The organism is Alteromonas sp. CNT1-28 (assembly GCF_022348345.1).
GTDB lineage: Bacteria > Pseudomonadota > Gammaproteobacteria > Enterobacterales > Alteromonadaceae > Alteromonas > Alteromonas macleodii.
In genome coordinates this window covers 96,378-112,980 of the sequence record NZ_JAKREZ010000001.1, presented here as the reverse complement: position 1 = coordinate 112,980, position 16,603 = coordinate 96,378, and the positions used below count along the sequence as shown (strand labels likewise).

Sequence of the window (16,603 nt, the reverse complement as noted above, 5' to 3'; positions counted from 1 at the left end):
CGGTTAACCAAAAATTCACTATATTATAATAAAGCAGTACCATCAGTGGCAGCATGACATTCAATAAACCCAACCCACAATCTCTGGTTGTTTATCTGAACCAGCATCAAAAACAGCTACATACCATCGTAGTGGTTCTGCTCAGCCTGTATTTAATTGCATTTGCTGCCAAACTCGTGTGGCGAATTATACCCGAACCTCAACTATCTGCGACACCCACAGTAAGCCGTGCTCCGGTTATTTCTTCGTCGTCAGGCCAAAATGGGGTCAACATTGCCAAAATACAACAGCTGAATTTATTTGGTAATGCAGCGGCTAAACCCGCGGAACCGGTAGCCGAGGTTACTGACGCGCCAGAGACACGCTTAAATTTGACCCTGACCGGCGTTGTTGCCAGTTCAGAGCAGGAAGCGGGCACCGCTATTATAGAAAATCGCGGCAGCCAAGCAGTATATGGTTTAGGTGAAAAGATTGAAGACACCAACGCCACGTTGCAAAAGGTGTATAACGATCGCGTTATTATTAAGAACGGGGTAAGAAACGAAACCCTGATGCTTGACGGAATTGATTACGATGAAGCTAATCGTCGCCGTGAAATGCAAGCGAGAAACCGACCTGAGCCGCAGGAAGAGGAAGAAGATACAGTTGAGCTTAGCGAAGAAGCGCTAGAAGCAACCGCTGCTCTGCGAGAACGCCCCGCTAACTTCACAGACTTTATTTCAATATCGCCAAAAACCGAAGAAGGCCAGCTTATTGGTTATCAAGTAAGTCCTGGCAAAGAACCTGAATTATTTAAATCGGCAGGGCTTCAGGCTGGCGATGTCATTACACAAATTAACGGGCTAGACCTTACCGACTTGCAGCAATCGCAAGAGGCACTGTCTGAGCTACGCAATGCACAAACAATAGAATTAACGATTATTCGAGATGGCAGCTTAACCACGCTTTACCTAGATTTACCCGAGTCTTAATACCACTAACGGTAGCAGCGCTATATTGTCGCTAGGTAAGCAAAATAACAATTAAAGCAAATCGGTCATCGACAAGTTAGGAAATGAAGGACGTTAGAATGAAAAGGCGCACTAGCCAAAAACTATTATCTCGCTTGAGCACAGCCATGTGCACGGCGCTTCTGTGTTTCTCGGTGACAGCCGCTGAGTACATGCCTAATTTCAAAGATACCGACATTAACGAGTTCATTAATATCGTTGGTAAAAATCTAGAGCGCACTATTATTGTCGACCCCAACGTACGTGGGAAAATAAGCGTACGCAGCTACGACATGCTCGATGAAGATCAGTATTACCAGTTTTTCCTAAACGTACTTCAAGTGTATGACTTCGCCGTTGTAGAAATGCCTAGCGGTATTTTGAAAGTGGTTCGCTCTAAAGACGCCAAAACATCGAACATTCCAGTAGTGGAAGGCGCTAACCGCGACGGCGACGAAATGATCACTCGCGTTGTTCCTGTGTATAACGTACCGGTACGTGAACTTGCGCCTATTTTACGCCAGCTAAATGACCAAGCGGGCGGCGGTAACGTAGTTAGCCACGACCCATCAAATGTGATGATGCTAACCGGCCGTGCAGCGGTAGTGAACCGACTGGTAGAAATTATCGAGCGCGTGGACCGTGCCGGTGACGAAGAAGTTGAAATCGTTAAACTTCGCTATGCGTCAGCATCAGAAATGGTGCGCATTATTGACAGTATTAATAAGTCACAAGGTAAAGCCAATACTGGTACTAAGTCTGAGCCTCGCGTAGTGGCAGACGACAGAACTAACTCAGTTATTGTAAGCGGTGATATTAAAGCGCGTCAGCGTCTTATTAACCTTATTCAGCGCATGGACCAAGAGCTTGAGTCAAACGGCAATACCCGCGTGCTGTTTCTTAACTACGCTAAAGCGGAAGATTTAGTAAAAGTATTACAGGGCGTATCTGCAAGCATTCAAGCTGAAGAGCAAGGTGGTGGCACTACGTCACGTCGAGCTGGCTCTAACCGTGAAATCAGCATTGATGCGCACGAAGATTCTAATGCCATTGTTATTACCGCAGAGCCGGACATGATGCGCTCATTAGAAGAGGTTGTACGTCAACTTGATATTCGCCGTGCGCAAGTACAAGTTGAAGCCATCATTGTTGAGGTCTTTGAAGGTGACGGCACTACTTTGGGTGTGCAGTGGGTGTCAGAACAAGGTGGTGGTACCCAGTTTAATAATGGTGTTGTACCAGTGGGAAGCCTAGCGGTTGCGCTAAAACAAGCTGAAGAAGATACTAACACTGAAACCTATGTGTCTGATGACGGTTCTCCTTATACAGTAACAAACACGCGAGAAGGCGATTACACTGCATTAGCGAGCCTTTTAGGCGGTGCTAATGGCTTAATTGCGGGCGTTATCGAAAATGGCTGGGGTGCTGTGGTACAAGCGGTCAGCACAGATACCAACTCTAATATTCTTGCTACGCCTCACTTAACGACTATGGATAACGAAGAAGCGTTTTTCATCGTAGGTCAGGAAGTGCCTATTATTACAGGTACAACAACGGGCGCGAATAACTCTAACCCTTTCCAAACTGTTGACCGCCAAGAAGTGGGTATCAAACTTAAAGTGACGCCACAAATCAATGAAGGCGATGCGGTACAATTGCTTATTGAACAGGAAGTGTCTAGCGTGAGCGGCGCAACGTCAGTAGATATTTCAATTAACAAGCGTGAAATTAAGACCACGGTTATTGTTGATGATGGCGGTACTATTGTTCTTGGCGGCCTTATCGACGAAGACGTTCAAGAGAGTGAATCTAAGGTACCACTACTGGGTGATATTCCAATTCTAGGCCATTTATTCAAATCTACATCAACCAGCAAGCGTAAGCGTAACTTGATGGTGTTCTTGAAACCGACCATTGTCCGTGACGGTGCAACCATGAATACAATCAGCCATCGCAAATACAATTACATTCGCGCACTGCAGCTAAAACGCCAGCAAGAAGGTGTTTCGCTAATGCCTTACGAAGAAACCCCGACTATTCCACAATGGGATGATGCGCTAGCGTTGCCACCTTCATTCGAAGAGTACCTTTCTGAGAAAGAGAAGCAGAAACAAGAAGAAGGTAACGACTAGCATGGCAGGGCAGGACGAACAAATTACTCAGGCATTAGAGGCGCAAGAAGAAGCCTTAGAAGCCATGGGTGAAGACGCAGGTTTGCCTGAAGAGGAGGCCGGTCCAAGACAGCTTTCTTTTAGCTTTGCGAAGCGCAATCAGGTATTGCTGGAAACCAATGAAACCCCTGCGGTTTTATATTTTACAGAGAATACGCCGTTTGATGTATTCGCCGAAGTGCGACGTTTCTACGGCGAGCCCTTTGTACCGAAAACTATTCCTGCGAACGAATTTGAAAGCCTGCTTACCAGTGCGTTTCAGCGCGATAGCTCTGCGGCTAAACAGCTAATGGAAGACCTTGGCAACGAGAGTGATTTGTTCGCTCTTGCTGAAGACTTGCCTGACACTGAAGACCTGTTAGACAGTGAAGACGATGCGCCTATTATCAAGCTTATCAACGCCATGTTGGGCGAGGCGATTAAAGAAGGCGCGTCAGACATTCACATTGAAACCTTTGAAAACCAGCTTGTGGTTCGCTTCAGGGTAGACGGCGTATTACGCGAAATTTTGCGCCCGAATCGCAAACTTTCTTCCATGCTGGTATCGCGTATTAAAGTTATGGCGAAGTTAGATATCGCCGAGAAACGCGTGCCCCAGGATGGCCGTATTACATTGCGTATTGCTGGGCGAGCAGTAGATGTGCGTGTTTCGACCATGCCTTCAAGCCACGGCGAGCGTGTGGTATTGCGTCTACTGGATAAAAACAATGCGCGCTTAAATCTAGAAGATTTAGGCATGACGCTGCAAAACCGTAATCACTTTTCATCTCTTATTCGAAAACCTCACGGCATTATTTTGGTTACCGGCCCCACGGGCTCGGGTAAAAGTACCACCCTGTATGCAGGGTTAACCGAGATAAACTCGCGAGACAGAAACATCTTAACGGTTGAAGATCCTATCGAATTTGACCTTCCTGGTATTGGACAAACGCAGGTTAACCCTCGCGTAGATATGACCTTCGCCCGCGGCCTTCGCGCTATTTTGCGTCAAGACCCCGATGTAGTCATGGTGGGTGAGATTCGTGATATAGAAACCGCGCAAATTGCTGTTCAAGCCAGTTTAACTGGTCACTTGGTACTTTCTACCCTGCATACCAATACGGCAGCGGGCGCGATTACCCGTTTAGAAGACATGGGCATTGAGCCATTTCTGTTGTCTTCGAGCTTATTGGCCGTATTGTCACAGCGACTCGTTCGTACCCTGTGCCCAGATTGCAAAAAGCCACATACACCTGACGCCTCTGAGCTGGAAATACTTGGGCAGAATGCCACAAGCGACACCACTATCTTTAAGCCGCACGGCTGCGCCGCGTGTAACCAAACGGGATACCGCGGTCGTACCGGTATTCACGAGCTATTGTTGGTAGATGAAAAAGTGCGTGAAATGATGCACGAAGGTGTGGGTGAACAAGCCATTGAGCGCTATATCAGAAAAACGACACCAAGTATTCGTGAAGACGGCTGTAGCAAAGTGCTTGCTGGTGCTACCTCACTTGAAGAAGTGCTTCGAGTTACGAGGGAAGACTAAATGGCGGCATTCGCTTTTAAGGCGGTTAATGCCCGCGGTAAAAATACAAACGGTGTGCTTGAAGGCGATAATGCACGTCAGGTTCGTCAGCAGCTGCGTGAAAAAGGCTTAATTCCCTTAGAAGTAGAGCAGGTCGCAGAGCGCACACAAAGCGAAGGCAAAGGCCTGTCGTTTTCTTTATTCAAACCGCGAATTTCTGCATCAGATTTAGCGCTACTCACGCGTCAACTTGCTACCCTTGTCGAATCGGCCCTTCCTGTTGAAGAAGCATTACTTGCCGTAGCCGAACAGTGTGAAAAGCCTCGTCAGAAAAACATGATGATGGCGGTGCGCAGTAAAGTGGTGGAAGGTCATGGGCTTGCCGATGCTCTAGGGCAGTTCCCTAGTGTATTTGACGAGCTGTACCGCGCAATGGTCGCGGCAGGGGAAAAATCGGGCCACCTTGATACCGTGCTGAATCGCCTTGCAGACTACACTGAACGCAGGCAACAAACCCGTAGCCAAATCACGCAAGCAATGATTTATCCATCGCTAATGCTATTTTTTGCAATGGGTATCGTGTTGCTGCTGTTGACCGTAGTAGTGCCAAAGATAGTTGGGCAGTTCGATCACATGGGGCAAGACCTCCCGGCCATTACCCAGTTTCTAATTTCTGTCAGTACCTGGCTGCAAAATTACGGCTTATTTATGCTTATTGGTATTGCCGTGCTCATTGTCATTATTCAGCGTGTGTTACAACAAAAGCACATGAAGCTGCGCTACCACAGAGCGCTTCTAACCCTACCATTAATTGGCCGGGTATCTCGCGGTCTTAATACCGCGCGTTTTGCTCGCACCTTAAGTATTCTGAGCGCCAGCGCAGTACCCTTGCTTGAAGCCATGCGTATATCGGGTGACGTACTGGAAAATCAACATATTAAGAACCAAGTAGCTGAAGCAGCCATTAACGTTAAAGAAGGCAGCAGCTTACGGGCAGCGTTGGATAACACGAAAATGTTTCCACCAATGATGATGCATATGATTGCGTCCGGTGAAAAGTCGGGGGAGCTACAGCAAATGCTAGCTCGCGCCGCAGATAATCAAGATAGGGAATTTGAAGCGCTTATTGGTGTCTCACTTAAGGTATTTGAACCCTTACTTATTGTATCGATGGCGGGCATTGTTCTGTTTATCGTTATGGCAATATTGCAACCAATTTTAGCATTGAACAACATGGTGAATATTTAATGAAAACACTTAATCGCAGTTCTGGTTTCAGTTTGATTGAAGTCATGGTCGTACTTCTAATCATCGGTATTATGGCGTCTATGGTGGCTCCGCAAATCTTGGGCAACCAAGAAGAAGCGCAGCTTAAAAAAGCCGCTGTGGACATTCAGCAAATGGAAAGTGCACTTGAGATGTACAAGCTACGCAACAATCGCTTTCCGACCACAGAGCAGGGGCTAGAGGCGCTAGTTACCGCTCCAACCATTGACCCTATTCCACGTAATTACCCTGAAGGTGGTTTCATTAAACGCCTGCCTGAAGATCCGTGGGGCAATCCATATGCACTAATTAGTCCGGGAGAACTTGGCGTAGTTGATATTTTCTCTAATGGTCCAGACGGCGAACCGGGTACTGATGATGACATTGGTAACTGGAACATTAACGAATACCTGAACTAACCTTTATGCGCAACCGCGGCAGTACATCTTTGAAAAAAGCAGGCTTTACCCTATTAGAAGTCATGCTGGTACTGCTGCTTATGGGATTGGCGGCGGGTTACGTTATGTTTAACGCATTCGGTGCGAGTAAATCTGACCTGCTAAAAACCCAAGCGCAACGCCTGCAGGTGATTGTTGATATGGCCAGCGATTTTGCGGTGTTAAATCAACAACAGCTTGGTGTGCGGTTTGAAGCCGATAAAAATGAATACTACTTTGTCTACTTAGACGACGATGATGAGTGGCAGCGTATCGAAGGCGAAAAAACCTACGAGCCTTATACGTTACCTGAGCCTTTCACCTTCACTTTAAATTTAGACGACTTACCATGGGATGTTGAAGACAGGCTCTTTGACAGGGAACTATTCGACGAGAATTTAAGTGTTTCTGATGAAGGGGTTGAAATAGGTAACGAAGAAGAGAAAAAGCTGCCTCCGCCTCAAGTGCTTATAATGTCGAGTGGCGAAATGACGCCTTTTACCTTGTCGTTTAATTACGAAGGTGATGACGGCGACAACCCCGTCTATTACAGTCTGCAAAACCAAGATCTTCCGCCTTTAGTGCTTGAAGGGCCTCTGGAGAGACCACTATGAGTGCGTTCAACGTTGATGCATCGAAAAAGAACGTTGCACCTGCCACACCACGCCAGCAAAGTGGCTTGACGCTACTGGAGGTTATGGTTGCCCTGCTTATTTTTGCGCTAACCGGTACAGCAGTACTTAAAGCTGCAGGCGAGCATTTATCAAGCGTTGGGCAAATAGAATCTGTCACCTTTGCCAACTGGGTGGCAAGCAATCGCTTAAACCAGCTTCAGTTAGATACCACGTGGCCGCCCAAGAACAATTTAAAAGGCACGATGGAGATGGCCGATCGCACGTGGTACTGGCAGCAAACGGTGACAAAAACCAACGACAACGACTTGCGATCGGTAACCGTTTCGGTGGGTGAAGACGAAAGCTACGGCAGTTCAGTTACATCAGTAACCACTTTCGTTGCTAAACCGACGGCGGGAAATTAGCATGCAGCGCGGATTCACGCTTATCGAAATACTGATTGCTATGGCCATATTCACCCTAATTGGGCTTGCATCCACAGGTCTACTTACCACAGTTATCGACAGCAATGATATTTCAGAAGAGCGTTTTGCAAAACTTCAATTATTGCAGCGTGCCATGATCACGATTGAGCGAGACCTTCAGCAAGCCGTGCCTCGTGCAGCAAGGGTTAACGGCGAAAAGCAAGACGTGGTCATGTCTGGCGGTGAAACCGACGACAGTGACGATGACGGCATTGGTTTTGTACGTGGAGGGTGGCACAACCCTCAGTTAATGTTGCCACGAAGTACCCTACAGTTTGTCGCCTATAGACTTAGAGAAAACAAACTGGAGCGCCTTTACAGCAACTATGTGGATAACGTCATAGGCTACGAGCCCAAAGTCCGTGTGCTGTTAGAGGATGTAGAAAGCTTAAAAATTGAATTTCTTGCCACCGCTAACAGTAGTTCCTTAGATGAAGACGAAGACCTGTCGTGGAGCGAAAGTTATAAAGGAGCTGCACTGCCGCGCGCCGTGGCCATTGAGTTTGTCAGCAAAGACTTCGGAAAAATACGCAGAGAATTTACCTTAACTACGGGTGAATCGTCATGACAATCAAGAGTACTCAGCGCAAGTCGATTGCTCCACCCGCTAAGCAGCAAGGCGTGGCATTAATGATTGTGCTCATGATAGTAGCCTTGGTTGCGGTATTAGCCACAGAAATGGGTACACGCTTGCAGCTTCAGGTGCAGCGTACGATGAACTTAAAAGACAACAATCAAGCCTACTGGTACGCCATGGGAGCCGAGGCTTTTGCGCGTAAGTCTATCCAATCTTTGATAGAAGAAAGCCCGAATGTGATTTCTATAGATCAGCCTTGGGCACAAGAATTCAGCTATCCTTTAGAAAACGGTGGTTTAACCGCTAACTTAGACGATTTGCAAGCGTGTTTTAATTTAAACGCGATTACGTCTGGCAGTGCAGGAGGCGCGGGCAGTAACAGCGGTAATGGCAGCAGTGGAGCGAGTAACACCACGGAAGCCATGGACGCTTTTCACACTATGTTGCTATCACTTAGCGTTGACGGACTAGACAACTACACCGCAGATACCTTACGCGACAGTTTAGCCGACTGGGTCGACGAAGATGACAGAATGCGCCCTTACGGTGCAGAAGACAGCGAATACGAGTCCAGAGAGTTTCCTTACTTAGCAGCTAACGGACCACTGGCATCAAAAAGTGAATTGCGTATTATTAACGGTGTATCACCACAATGGCTAGACGCATTACTGCCATTAGTTTGCGTGATCCCGGATTACAATGAGTTGAAAATTAACGTCAACACATTAGAAGAAGAAGATGCACCATTACTTGCAGGCCTAACGGGATTAGACATTCAGCAGGCCGCAAGTTTGATTAGCAGTCGCCCGCAAAACGGCTGGGACGATACCAATGCATTTTTAAGCGAGCCCTCTATTCAAGCGCTTAATTTAACAAGCACTCGACAAGATTGGTTTTCGGTTAAAACTGAATATTTTATGTTGCATACAAAAACACAATACAACAAAGCAACCTTTAAGCTTTCCACCGTGTTTCACGTTAGTGCCGATACCGGCGTTAGTATTGTGAATCGCGAGTTTGGGGGAACCTATTGATGGAACAACTCTTGGTGCGTTTAGGCGCCAACCATACAGACCCAATTAGCTGGCTCGTTTATTCGCGAACCGAAGATGAAATTATTGCATCGGGCGAGCTGCCTAATGCAGAAGCCTTATCTTCGCTGACCGAACGCGCGGGGCAACGAAGTGTTATTGCCTTAGCTCCTAGCAGCGAAATTTTACTCAAATGGGTTGAGCTGCCGCCTAAAGCTGGCCGCAAGATCATTTCTGCCATCCCGTTTATGCTAGAAGACGAGCTTGCCACTGACATTAGCCAGCAGTTTTTTGCGATCGGCCCTAAGCGAGGCGATGAGCAGGCCGTTGCAGTAGTTAGCCATGAAAAGATGGAGCTGTGGCAGTCCTGGCTTAGCGAAGCAGGGTTATTCTGCGACACCATTATTCCTGATGTACTCGCAGTGCCAGTCACCGAAAACGGTTGGTCAGTGCTTACGTTAGGTGAACAGCTTCTCGTTCGACAAGACACATTCAAAGGCGTGCAGGGCGAGGCAACATGGTTACTGCCAACTCTTGTCCATTTTACTGCACAACAAGAAAGCCCGATAACCATTACCAATTATGCGGGTATCGATTTAAGCACTTTGCCAAATATTGAAGAAGCGCAGGCCCCCTTAGAGCTGCCTATGCAAGTATTGGCAAAAGAGGCGATGCAAAGCAGCTTCAACCTATGCCAAGGCGATTACAAGGTAAAGCGCAAGCGCAGCGGTGTTCTGAATCAGTGGCGTGTTGCTGCAGTATTAGCAGTGTTAGCGCTATGCACCAGCCTTATCGACAAAGGATTTTCTCTTTACCAGCTTAAAGCCCAAAATCAGGCGTTAAGCAGTGAGATTAATACCGCTGTTAAGGCGGGTTTCCCCAATATTGGTACCTATCGCAACGTGCGACTGAAGCTACAAAGCGAGCTTGCCAAGTTAGAACAAGGCGGTGGCAGTGCCTCTATGCTTATTATGCTAGACCAGCTCGCTCCGGCTTTTTCAGCCACTGATGTAAAACCGCAAACACTGCGCTTCGATGCAACCCGCACTGAGATTCGCATTCAGGCGCAAGGTAAAAACTTTGAAGCGCTAGAGCAGTTTAAACGTACAGCAGAAAGCGCAGGCTTTGTGGTTGAACAAGGGGCCATAAATAATCGTGACAATGGCGTTGTAGGTACAGTATCAGTAAGGAGTACCTCATGAATGCACTCTTAGAAAAGTACAAAGCGCTGACCGAGCGCGAACAAAAGTTAGTACTGGTTTCAGCTGTGCTATTAATAATTGCGCTATTTTATTTTGCGGTATGGTCGCCGCTTAATGCTGCTTTAGATAAACAGAAACAGCTTCTCGACAATCAGCAATCCTTGTTGGTTTGGGTAAAAGACAGTGCAGCAAGAGCACAGCAATTGCGCCGCAGCAGCGGGGGTAAACGAACATTCTCTGGCTCGTTACCGCAAGCGGTAAACCGCACTACTGCTCAGCACGACATTGCTATATCTCGTATGCAGCCACAAGGCGACGAGCTTCAGGTGTGGGTTGATCAGGCGCCGTTTAACAGTGTTTTAGAATGGCTCAAAGCCATGGAAAATATGGGCGTGATTATTCTTCAAGCGGATATTGCCGAGGCCGATGCGCCAGGCTATATCAAAATTCGCCGATTACAATTAGGTAAAGCATGAAGTCGAAAGTTAGTTGGATTATAGGCGGCATTATTGCCTTCTTATTGTTTGCCATTGCTTACATGCCTGCTGTTCACGTTATTGGCCGTATTGCGTTACCTAGCAATGTTGCCGTTAGTGGTGTTAGCGGCACCTTGTTTTCAGGCAAGGCGCAAACTGTAGTAGTTAATGGCCTACCCATCAACAATGTAAAATGGGAGCTTAGCCCCTTACATATGTTGATAGGTAAAATTAAATTAAACCTTAAAGCAGGTAATATTCGCGATAAAAATGACATTGCATTTGAAGGGCCTATTACCACGGGACTTTTCAGCCAAAACAGCGTAAATACCGAAAACTTCACGCTGTATTTACCGGTAGACCGAGTGCTTGCACAAGTTCGCCTTCCGCTGCCAGTAAATGCCGGCGGGCGCTTCAAAGTGTCGCTCAGTGACTTAACGTTTGGGCCTGCGTGTCAATCGCTAAACGGCACCGGAGATTGGCTAAACGCGACAGTTGCCGGTACACAGGGTCCTATTGATTTTGGCACTTATTCCGCAAAGCTGCGTTGTGAAGGCGATGACATTGGAATACTAGTAAGCGAGCCTAACTTACTAAGCTTGTCGATGGATGCGGTTATCCCTACTACGATGAAAAATATTCGAGTAAGTGGTAAATTTAAGCCTGACGACAGCTTTCCGCAAGAAGTCCATCAGGCCGCACGCTTGTTTGGTGCGCCGGATGGTAGCGGCTATATCGCTATTAAGCTGTGATGCATTAGCACAAACTATGCGTAGAATTTCTAGGCCACCAACGTACTTCACGTTTGTGGCCAGAAGAACCGGGAACACTTTTTAACAAAGGATTGTAATCATGAACAAACCTCTTCTAGCTGGCGCGGGCGTAACTTTGGTTGCACTTGGCGTTGCCCCTTATTTTATTGGCACTAGCGTTCACGAAAATGTTAACGCCGCCGTAAACGAAATTAACCAACAAGCCGTTTATTCTGCCGAGGTACTTTCGTATGACAAAGGCTGGTTTTCGACAACAGCAGAAATCAAGCTTGCTGTCGATTTTCAAGCGCTAATCAATGCACAGAATGTTGACTCCACTGATATACCAATGGAAGAAAACCCTGGCATTACCGCTACGCTAGTAGCTCATCACGGACCGGTGTACTTTGGCGATGGCTTAGGATTAGGCCGCGTTCACTATACGGTCTCTATTGATGGAGATGAGTTAAGAGAATACGTTCAGTGGGATGGCCAACAGCCAATTTATCGCAACGAAGGCGTGGTTGGTTTGTTTGGTGGACTAAGCTACGCAGACGTTATTCCAGCGCTTAGCGCGACGGCCGAAGAAGAGGGGTTCACGCTACTTTTCTCTGGTTATGCGGGTGAAGCTGAGCCTGATGGTGACAAAACTTTGTATACGTCGTCGGGTGAATCGCTAAGCATAAGCGCAGATGAATTTTCCTTAGAGATGAAAAATCTGTCTATGGATATGAGCTATGATGGCGATATGGTAGCGGCGTTCAAAGGTGACTTATTTGAATCTACTGGTAAGGCGCGTATTGAAAGCATAGAAATTTCTAACATTGAGCCAGGTGCGACAGTTAAGATTGAGAACCTAGCTTTTGCTACCGACGTCAAGATTGACGAAGACAATAACACCGCCAATGTCTACGTAGAATACGCTGTCGACAAAGCCGTGGGCCCTGAACTTGATGCTACAGACATGGTATTAGGCGTTGCCATCAATAACTTAGATATCGACTTCATTAAGGCCTATCAAGAATTTAGCAACAATTCATTATTAGTGCCTTCTGAAGAAGTGCCAGCCAAAATGATGGAGTTTATTGAAGCTAACTTGCTAACACAGCTTAAAGCTGAGCCTGAGATTAATATAACGAAGCTGAAAGCAACGTTGCCTGAAGGGTCGTTTAACGCTTACGCAAACACGAAATTAGTGGGTATAGATGCACTTCCCGGTACGTTGGAAGACGCCGCTTATTGGGTCACGCATTTGCTGGCTGATGCACAAATCACCGCCGATAAAGCGCTTGCACAGAGTATGGCATCTGGCTATATGATGGGCCAATTAATGGCGACGCCACAAGCACAAAATATGACGGCTGAAGAGCTTCAAGCCGCTGTAGAACAACAGACACCTATGATGCTAAGTACCTTCGCTCAACAAGGCTTAATAAAAGAAACCGAGAAAGGTTACGAGACAAAGCTAACACTTAAAGATGGCGAAGCCAGTGTAAACGGTACGCCTATTCCGCTGCCTTTTGCCCCTCAATAATAGTTAGAGAACCTCTATAAAAGCGTAAACCGTGTATCGCAGACGGTTTACGCTTATTTTACTCCTGTTCAGACAGGGTAATGTTCATTAAATCTTCAGCGGCATATACTCGCCCTTCAGCTACAACAGTAATCGCCTCAGTAAGTGCATCAAGACCCGGTTCGCTACGTTTCATAATATGAGACAACACTATTTGCTTAGCGTTTGACTGCGCGGCAATGTCGATAATCTGAGTCGGCGTCATATGCAAGTTCTTAGCAACCTGACCCGCGTCATCACCAATGGCGTTGTGTAGCACCAAAAGGTCTGCGTTTTTAGCAAAACGAGCAAGGTTTCCTTGTTTATCATTGGTATCGCCTGAAAATACCGCCTCGCAGCCATTGGCCTTAACCTTCCACGCTAATGCTGGGATAGGCCCGTGGTTCACCGTCATTGCCTCAACACTGACGCTATCGTTTACATTGCGTTTAAACGGTTGTTCAAAGGTTGTGGCCCCGATGCTTTTTGTGGATATCGCATAGTCATCTTGGCCTTCTATGGTGTAAGAAGATAGATACTTAAACGCGCCGTTTTTCCCTATTAACGACGACACATAGGCGTTTGTGGACGGCATAATGTCGTTGCCCTCTGGCCCCATTATTATTAAATCTTTCTCGCGATCGGTGAAATACCCACCTTTCACAAAGCTTGGCAAATCGGCGGAGTGATCGGTGTGTAAGTGGGAAAGCAAGATAACTTCTAACGATTCAAACGTCGCCCCCGCAGCGCCAAACTGAACGCTGCTTCCGCTTCCAGCATCTACCAACACGCGGGCGCTACCATTTACCCAAACCACATAGGCACTAGATGTTCTGCCGTCATCCAATTCAGGTCCACCCGACCCTAATATTTGCACCGAAACGTTATGGCAACCCATAGGACTGGTGCTTAGGCCGGCATCGTCTGATGTAGTTGATGGTTGAGACAACGGCTGCGCTAAAGCCGAGAACGATAGAATAGCAGTGGTTGTCATAGCGCAAAAAAACGCAGTTTGTTTTCTACCGCGCTGTTTGTCCTGCCTTGTAAGCCCAATGCCTGATCTTACATTGCTTAACCGTTTATTTATAACCGTCATAACCATCGCCTTATGTTATTCCCTACTCATTAATACACAGATATTTGATTAAAAGACCGTTTGCCCGGACGAAACTATTCAGCCTAGTTGACTGCGCACTGTTTTTTCGCCTGATTGTTTTCAATTACATGGGCTTTACTGTGCGACTACTTTAATGAATCGGGCGTACGGCAAAACAAAAAAGGCGAACCCTGAAGTTCGCCTTTCTTCTCATTGCTTCTTACAGAAGTGCACTACTCGGCCGATTTCTCAGCGACCATGATAGTTTTGATATTGACGAATTCACGCATACCATAACCTCCGTGCTCACGACCGTAACCGCTGTCTTTCACACCACCAAAAGGTAAGTTTGGCTGAGCGAGTGAATAGCCATTAATATTTACCATTCCTGTATCAAATTCGTCTTTCGCCAACGCAATGGCTTTATCAATATCTGTACTGAAAATACCACCGCCTAAGCCATAGCGTGAATCATTTGCTACTTCCATGGCTTGCTTGTCGTCGCGTACGCGAATGAGCGACGCAACTGGTCCAAATAGCTCATCATCATAAGCGGGCATACCTGGTGATACATCTTCCAGCACCGTGATTGGGTAGAAATAGCCATCAGAGTCTGGAATTTCTCCACCCAGTGATAGCGTAGCGCCGTTTTCTAGCGACTTCTTCACTTGCTCATGAAGTTCATCGCGCAAGTCTTCTCTCGCCATTGGGCCCAAATCCGTGTTTTCGTTTGTGGGGTCGCCAACTTTTAGCTTTTTACACTGCGCCACAAATTTGTCTCGGAATTCTTCATAGACGCTATCCACAATAACAAAGCGTTTAGCCGCCACACAGGTTTCACCGTTATTAATAACGCGTCCTTGGATACACATTTCTACAGCATGGTCGATATCCGCATCCTCTAACACCAAAAAGGCGTCGTTACTACCAAGCTCCATTACGGTTTTCTTAGACAAGCTTGCAGCTTCCTTAGCGACTTCTTTACCTACTTCGTCACTCCCGGTAAAAGTAACGCCGCGAACGTATTTGTGCTTGATTAAGTCACTTGCCGTGCTGCCATCAATTAGCAGCGACTGGTAAACATTTTTAGGAAAGCCAGCATCTTCGTACATTTGCTGAATGGCTTGCGCCATACCAAACACGTTTTTAGCATGTTTCAGTACCGTTGTGTTACCCGCCATTATGTTTGAGGCGCTGTAACGAATAACTTGGTACAACGGAAAATTCCACGGCTGGATGCCAAGAATAACGCCAATGGGCTGATACGTAATGATTGCTCGACCGCCTTCGAAAATGCGGTGTTCGTCTTCCAAAATTGAAGCGCCGTGTTCGGCCGTATAGCGGCATATTTCAGCGCATAGCTGCACTTCTTGCTTTCCTTGCGCGGTAACCTTACCCATTTCCCGGGTCATCAGGCTGGCGAGATCGTCAATTCGCTCTTCCATCAGGTTTGCAAGGTTATTAAATAAATCTGCGCGGGTCTCAAATGACGTACGGCGCCAGTTCAAATAGGCTTCTTGTGAACGGGTAACTGCTTGCTCGGCGTCCTCGGCTGACATCAAATGATAATGATCGATCTTTTCACCTGTAGCAGGGTTGTAGGTATTGATTGTCTCACTCATTGTCACTCTCCTTATTCCGTTTGGTCTGAAGGAAGTGCAACTAAAAAGCCAAGGTGTCAAAAAATATTTTTTAACCTATTTTCAATAATATAGAAGTAACTTGAAGTCTAAGTAATGGATAGTGTCAGAAAGGATCCAGAAAAGATTACCTATCGCAGTAAAGATTTCAGGGCGACCGTTGCGATCGCCTTATCATTTTTCCTAAGTAAGGATACCCTTGCGGCACTCTGTTTGATTAACGGTGTAATGCGCCTTGTTGTACAGCACAAGAGGTTCAACACTAGTCAGTGTATAAGTCGGGGAAATGGAACTTTGCCATAGCAAGCGTTAACGCCACTTCATAAACACTTTGTCGCGAGGCGTGATTAAGAGTAAGCAAACCAATAGCCCCCCCTTTTTGCTTTATGTTTACTGTATCAAAGAGCTTGTCCATAACCGGCCCAAGTTCTTCGCCACGCTGTAGCGCCTGATATACGCTTACAGGAAGAGGCAAGCTTGCACTTCGCGTTACCGACCAGTGACCTTCATGGTATATCGCCACATAGGCAAAGGTAGCAGGACCATCTTCAAATACATCCACACCACCTTCAATTGCCACATACCACGCATCTGTGAGACCACCTTGATGATGAGCAAGCATGGCCTTCACGCGATTAATGGCGCCCAAGCGCGTTTCATCTTCATTCATTGGCTGGTCAGGCACGCCGCTTGGTACAGCCATACCCTGAGCGTCGAAATCGTGCTCTAGTGTGTCAGAGAGTGTATTGAGCGCAGCATTAATTTTTACCGGATTCAGCGACCCTACATAAATTGTGTCAGAAACCAT

16 protein-coding genes are annotated in these 16,603 nt (G+C 46.8%); 13 read left to right on the top strand and 3 right to left on the bottom strand.

Annotated features, from left to right (window positions below; translation table 11 throughout):
- Positions 1-53: 53 nt before the first annotated feature.
- The 13 genes from gspC (at position 54) to MHN02_RS00445 (ending at position 13,041) form a co-directional block, all read left to right on the top strand.
- A complete protein-coding gene (gspC, locus tag MHN02_RS00505) occupies positions 54-971 on the top strand; it encodes a type II secretion system protein GspC (RefSeq protein ID WP_061486815.1) in 918 nt (305 codons plus the stop codon).
- A 98-nt stretch (positions 972-1,069) separates the two neighbouring features.
- Positions 1,070-3,121, top strand: a complete 2,052-nt coding sequence (gspD, locus tag MHN02_RS00500) for a type II secretion system secretin GspD (protein ID WP_015000022.1) — start codon at positions 1,070-1,072, stop codon at positions 3,119-3,121.
- A 1-nt stretch (position 3,122) separates the two neighbouring features.
- Positions 3,123-4,688: a type II secretion system ATPase GspE gene (gene gspE, locus MHN02_RS00495; RefSeq protein WP_076012000.1), complete on the top strand. Its 1,566-nt coding sequence runs from the start codon at positions 3,123-3,125 to the stop codon at positions 4,686-4,688.
- Positions 4,689-5,915, top strand: coding sequence for a type II secretion system inner membrane protein GspF (gene gspF / locus MHN02_RS00490; RefSeq protein WP_239244080.1), 1,227 nt, complete (start codon positions 4,689-4,691; stop codon positions 5,913-5,915). It begins immediately after the preceding gene.
- Positions 5,915-6,352, top strand: coding sequence for a type II secretion system major pseudopilin GspG (gspG, locus tag MHN02_RS00485; RefSeq protein WP_014951309.1), 438 nt, complete (start codon positions 5,915-5,917; stop codon positions 6,350-6,352). The genes gspF and gspG overlap by 1 nt, the downstream gene beginning before the upstream one ends.
- A gap of 5 nt (positions 6,353-6,357) precedes the next feature.
- Positions 6,358-6,984 carry a type II secretion system minor pseudopilin GspH gene (gspH, locus tag MHN02_RS00480; RefSeq protein ID WP_156087246.1) on the top strand — a complete coding sequence of 209 codons (627 nt, stop codon included), beginning with the start codon at positions 6,358-6,360 and terminating at the stop codon, positions 6,982-6,984.
- Positions 6,981-7,409, top strand: coding sequence for a type II secretion system minor pseudopilin GspI (gspI, locus tag MHN02_RS00475; RefSeq protein ID WP_156087248.1), 429 nt, complete (start codon positions 6,981-6,983; stop codon positions 7,407-7,409). Before gspH ends, gspI begins: the two co-directional genes overlap by 4 nt.
- 1 nt (position 7,410) lies before the next feature.
- The gene (gene gspJ, locus MHN02_RS00470; protein ID WP_014951312.1) at positions 7,411-8,037 is read left to right on the top strand and encodes a type II secretion system minor pseudopilin GspJ; all 627 of its coding nucleotides are present in this window, start codon (positions 7,411-7,413) and stop codon (positions 8,035-8,037) included.
- A complete protein-coding gene (gene gspK / locus MHN02_RS00465; RefSeq protein WP_156087250.1) occupies positions 8,034-9,080 on the top strand; it encodes a type II secretion system minor pseudopilin GspK in 1,047 nt (348 codons plus the stop codon). Before gspJ ends, gspK begins: the two co-directional genes overlap by 4 nt.
- On the top strand, positions 9,080-10,279 hold the full coding sequence (gene gspL / locus MHN02_RS00460) for a type II secretion system protein GspL (RefSeq protein ID WP_110288942.1): 1,200 nt from the start codon (positions 9,080-9,082) through the stop codon (positions 10,277-10,279). The genes gspK and gspL overlap by 1 nt, the downstream gene beginning before the upstream one ends.
- Positions 10,276-10,755, top strand: a complete 480-nt coding sequence (locus MHN02_RS00455; protein WP_014977776.1) for a type II secretion system protein M — start codon at positions 10,276-10,278, stop codon at positions 10,753-10,755. The genes gspL and MHN02_RS00455 overlap by 4 nt, the downstream gene beginning before the upstream one ends.
- Entirely contained in the window at positions 10,752-11,507 is a 756-nt protein-coding gene (locus tag MHN02_RS00450; RefSeq protein WP_156087252.1) for a type II secretion system protein N, read from the top strand. The genes MHN02_RS00455 and MHN02_RS00450 overlap by 4 nt, the downstream gene beginning before the upstream one ends.
- Before the next feature lie 100 nt (positions 11,508-11,607).
- Complete coding sequence (locus tag MHN02_RS00445) at positions 11,608-13,041, top strand: YdgA family protein (RefSeq protein ID WP_171338023.1); 1,434 nt, start codon at positions 11,608-11,610, stop codon at positions 13,039-13,041.
- A 58-nt stretch (positions 13,042-13,099) separates the two neighbouring features.
- Here MHN02_RS00445 and MHN02_RS00440 read toward each other — a convergent pair whose 3' ends face one another.
- From MHN02_RS00440 to yjjX, 3 genes are all read right to left on the bottom strand, one after another.
- Complete coding sequence (locus MHN02_RS00440; RefSeq protein ID WP_171338022.1) at positions 13,100-14,155, bottom strand: MBL fold metallo-hydrolase; 1,056 nt, start codon at positions 14,153-14,155, stop codon at positions 13,100-13,102.
- Between the two features lie 233 nt (positions 14,156-14,388).
- Entirely contained in the window at positions 14,389-15,777 is a 1,389-nt protein-coding gene (locus MHN02_RS00435; protein WP_061486825.1) for an NAD-dependent succinate-semialdehyde dehydrogenase, read from the bottom strand.
- A 280-nt stretch (positions 15,778-16,057) separates the two neighbouring features.
- Positions 16,058-16,603 carry an inosine/xanthosine triphosphatase gene (yjjX, locus tag MHN02_RS00430; RefSeq protein ID WP_014951320.1) on the bottom strand — a complete coding sequence of 182 codons (546 nt, stop codon included), beginning with the start codon at positions 16,601-16,603 and terminating at the stop codon, positions 16,058-16,060.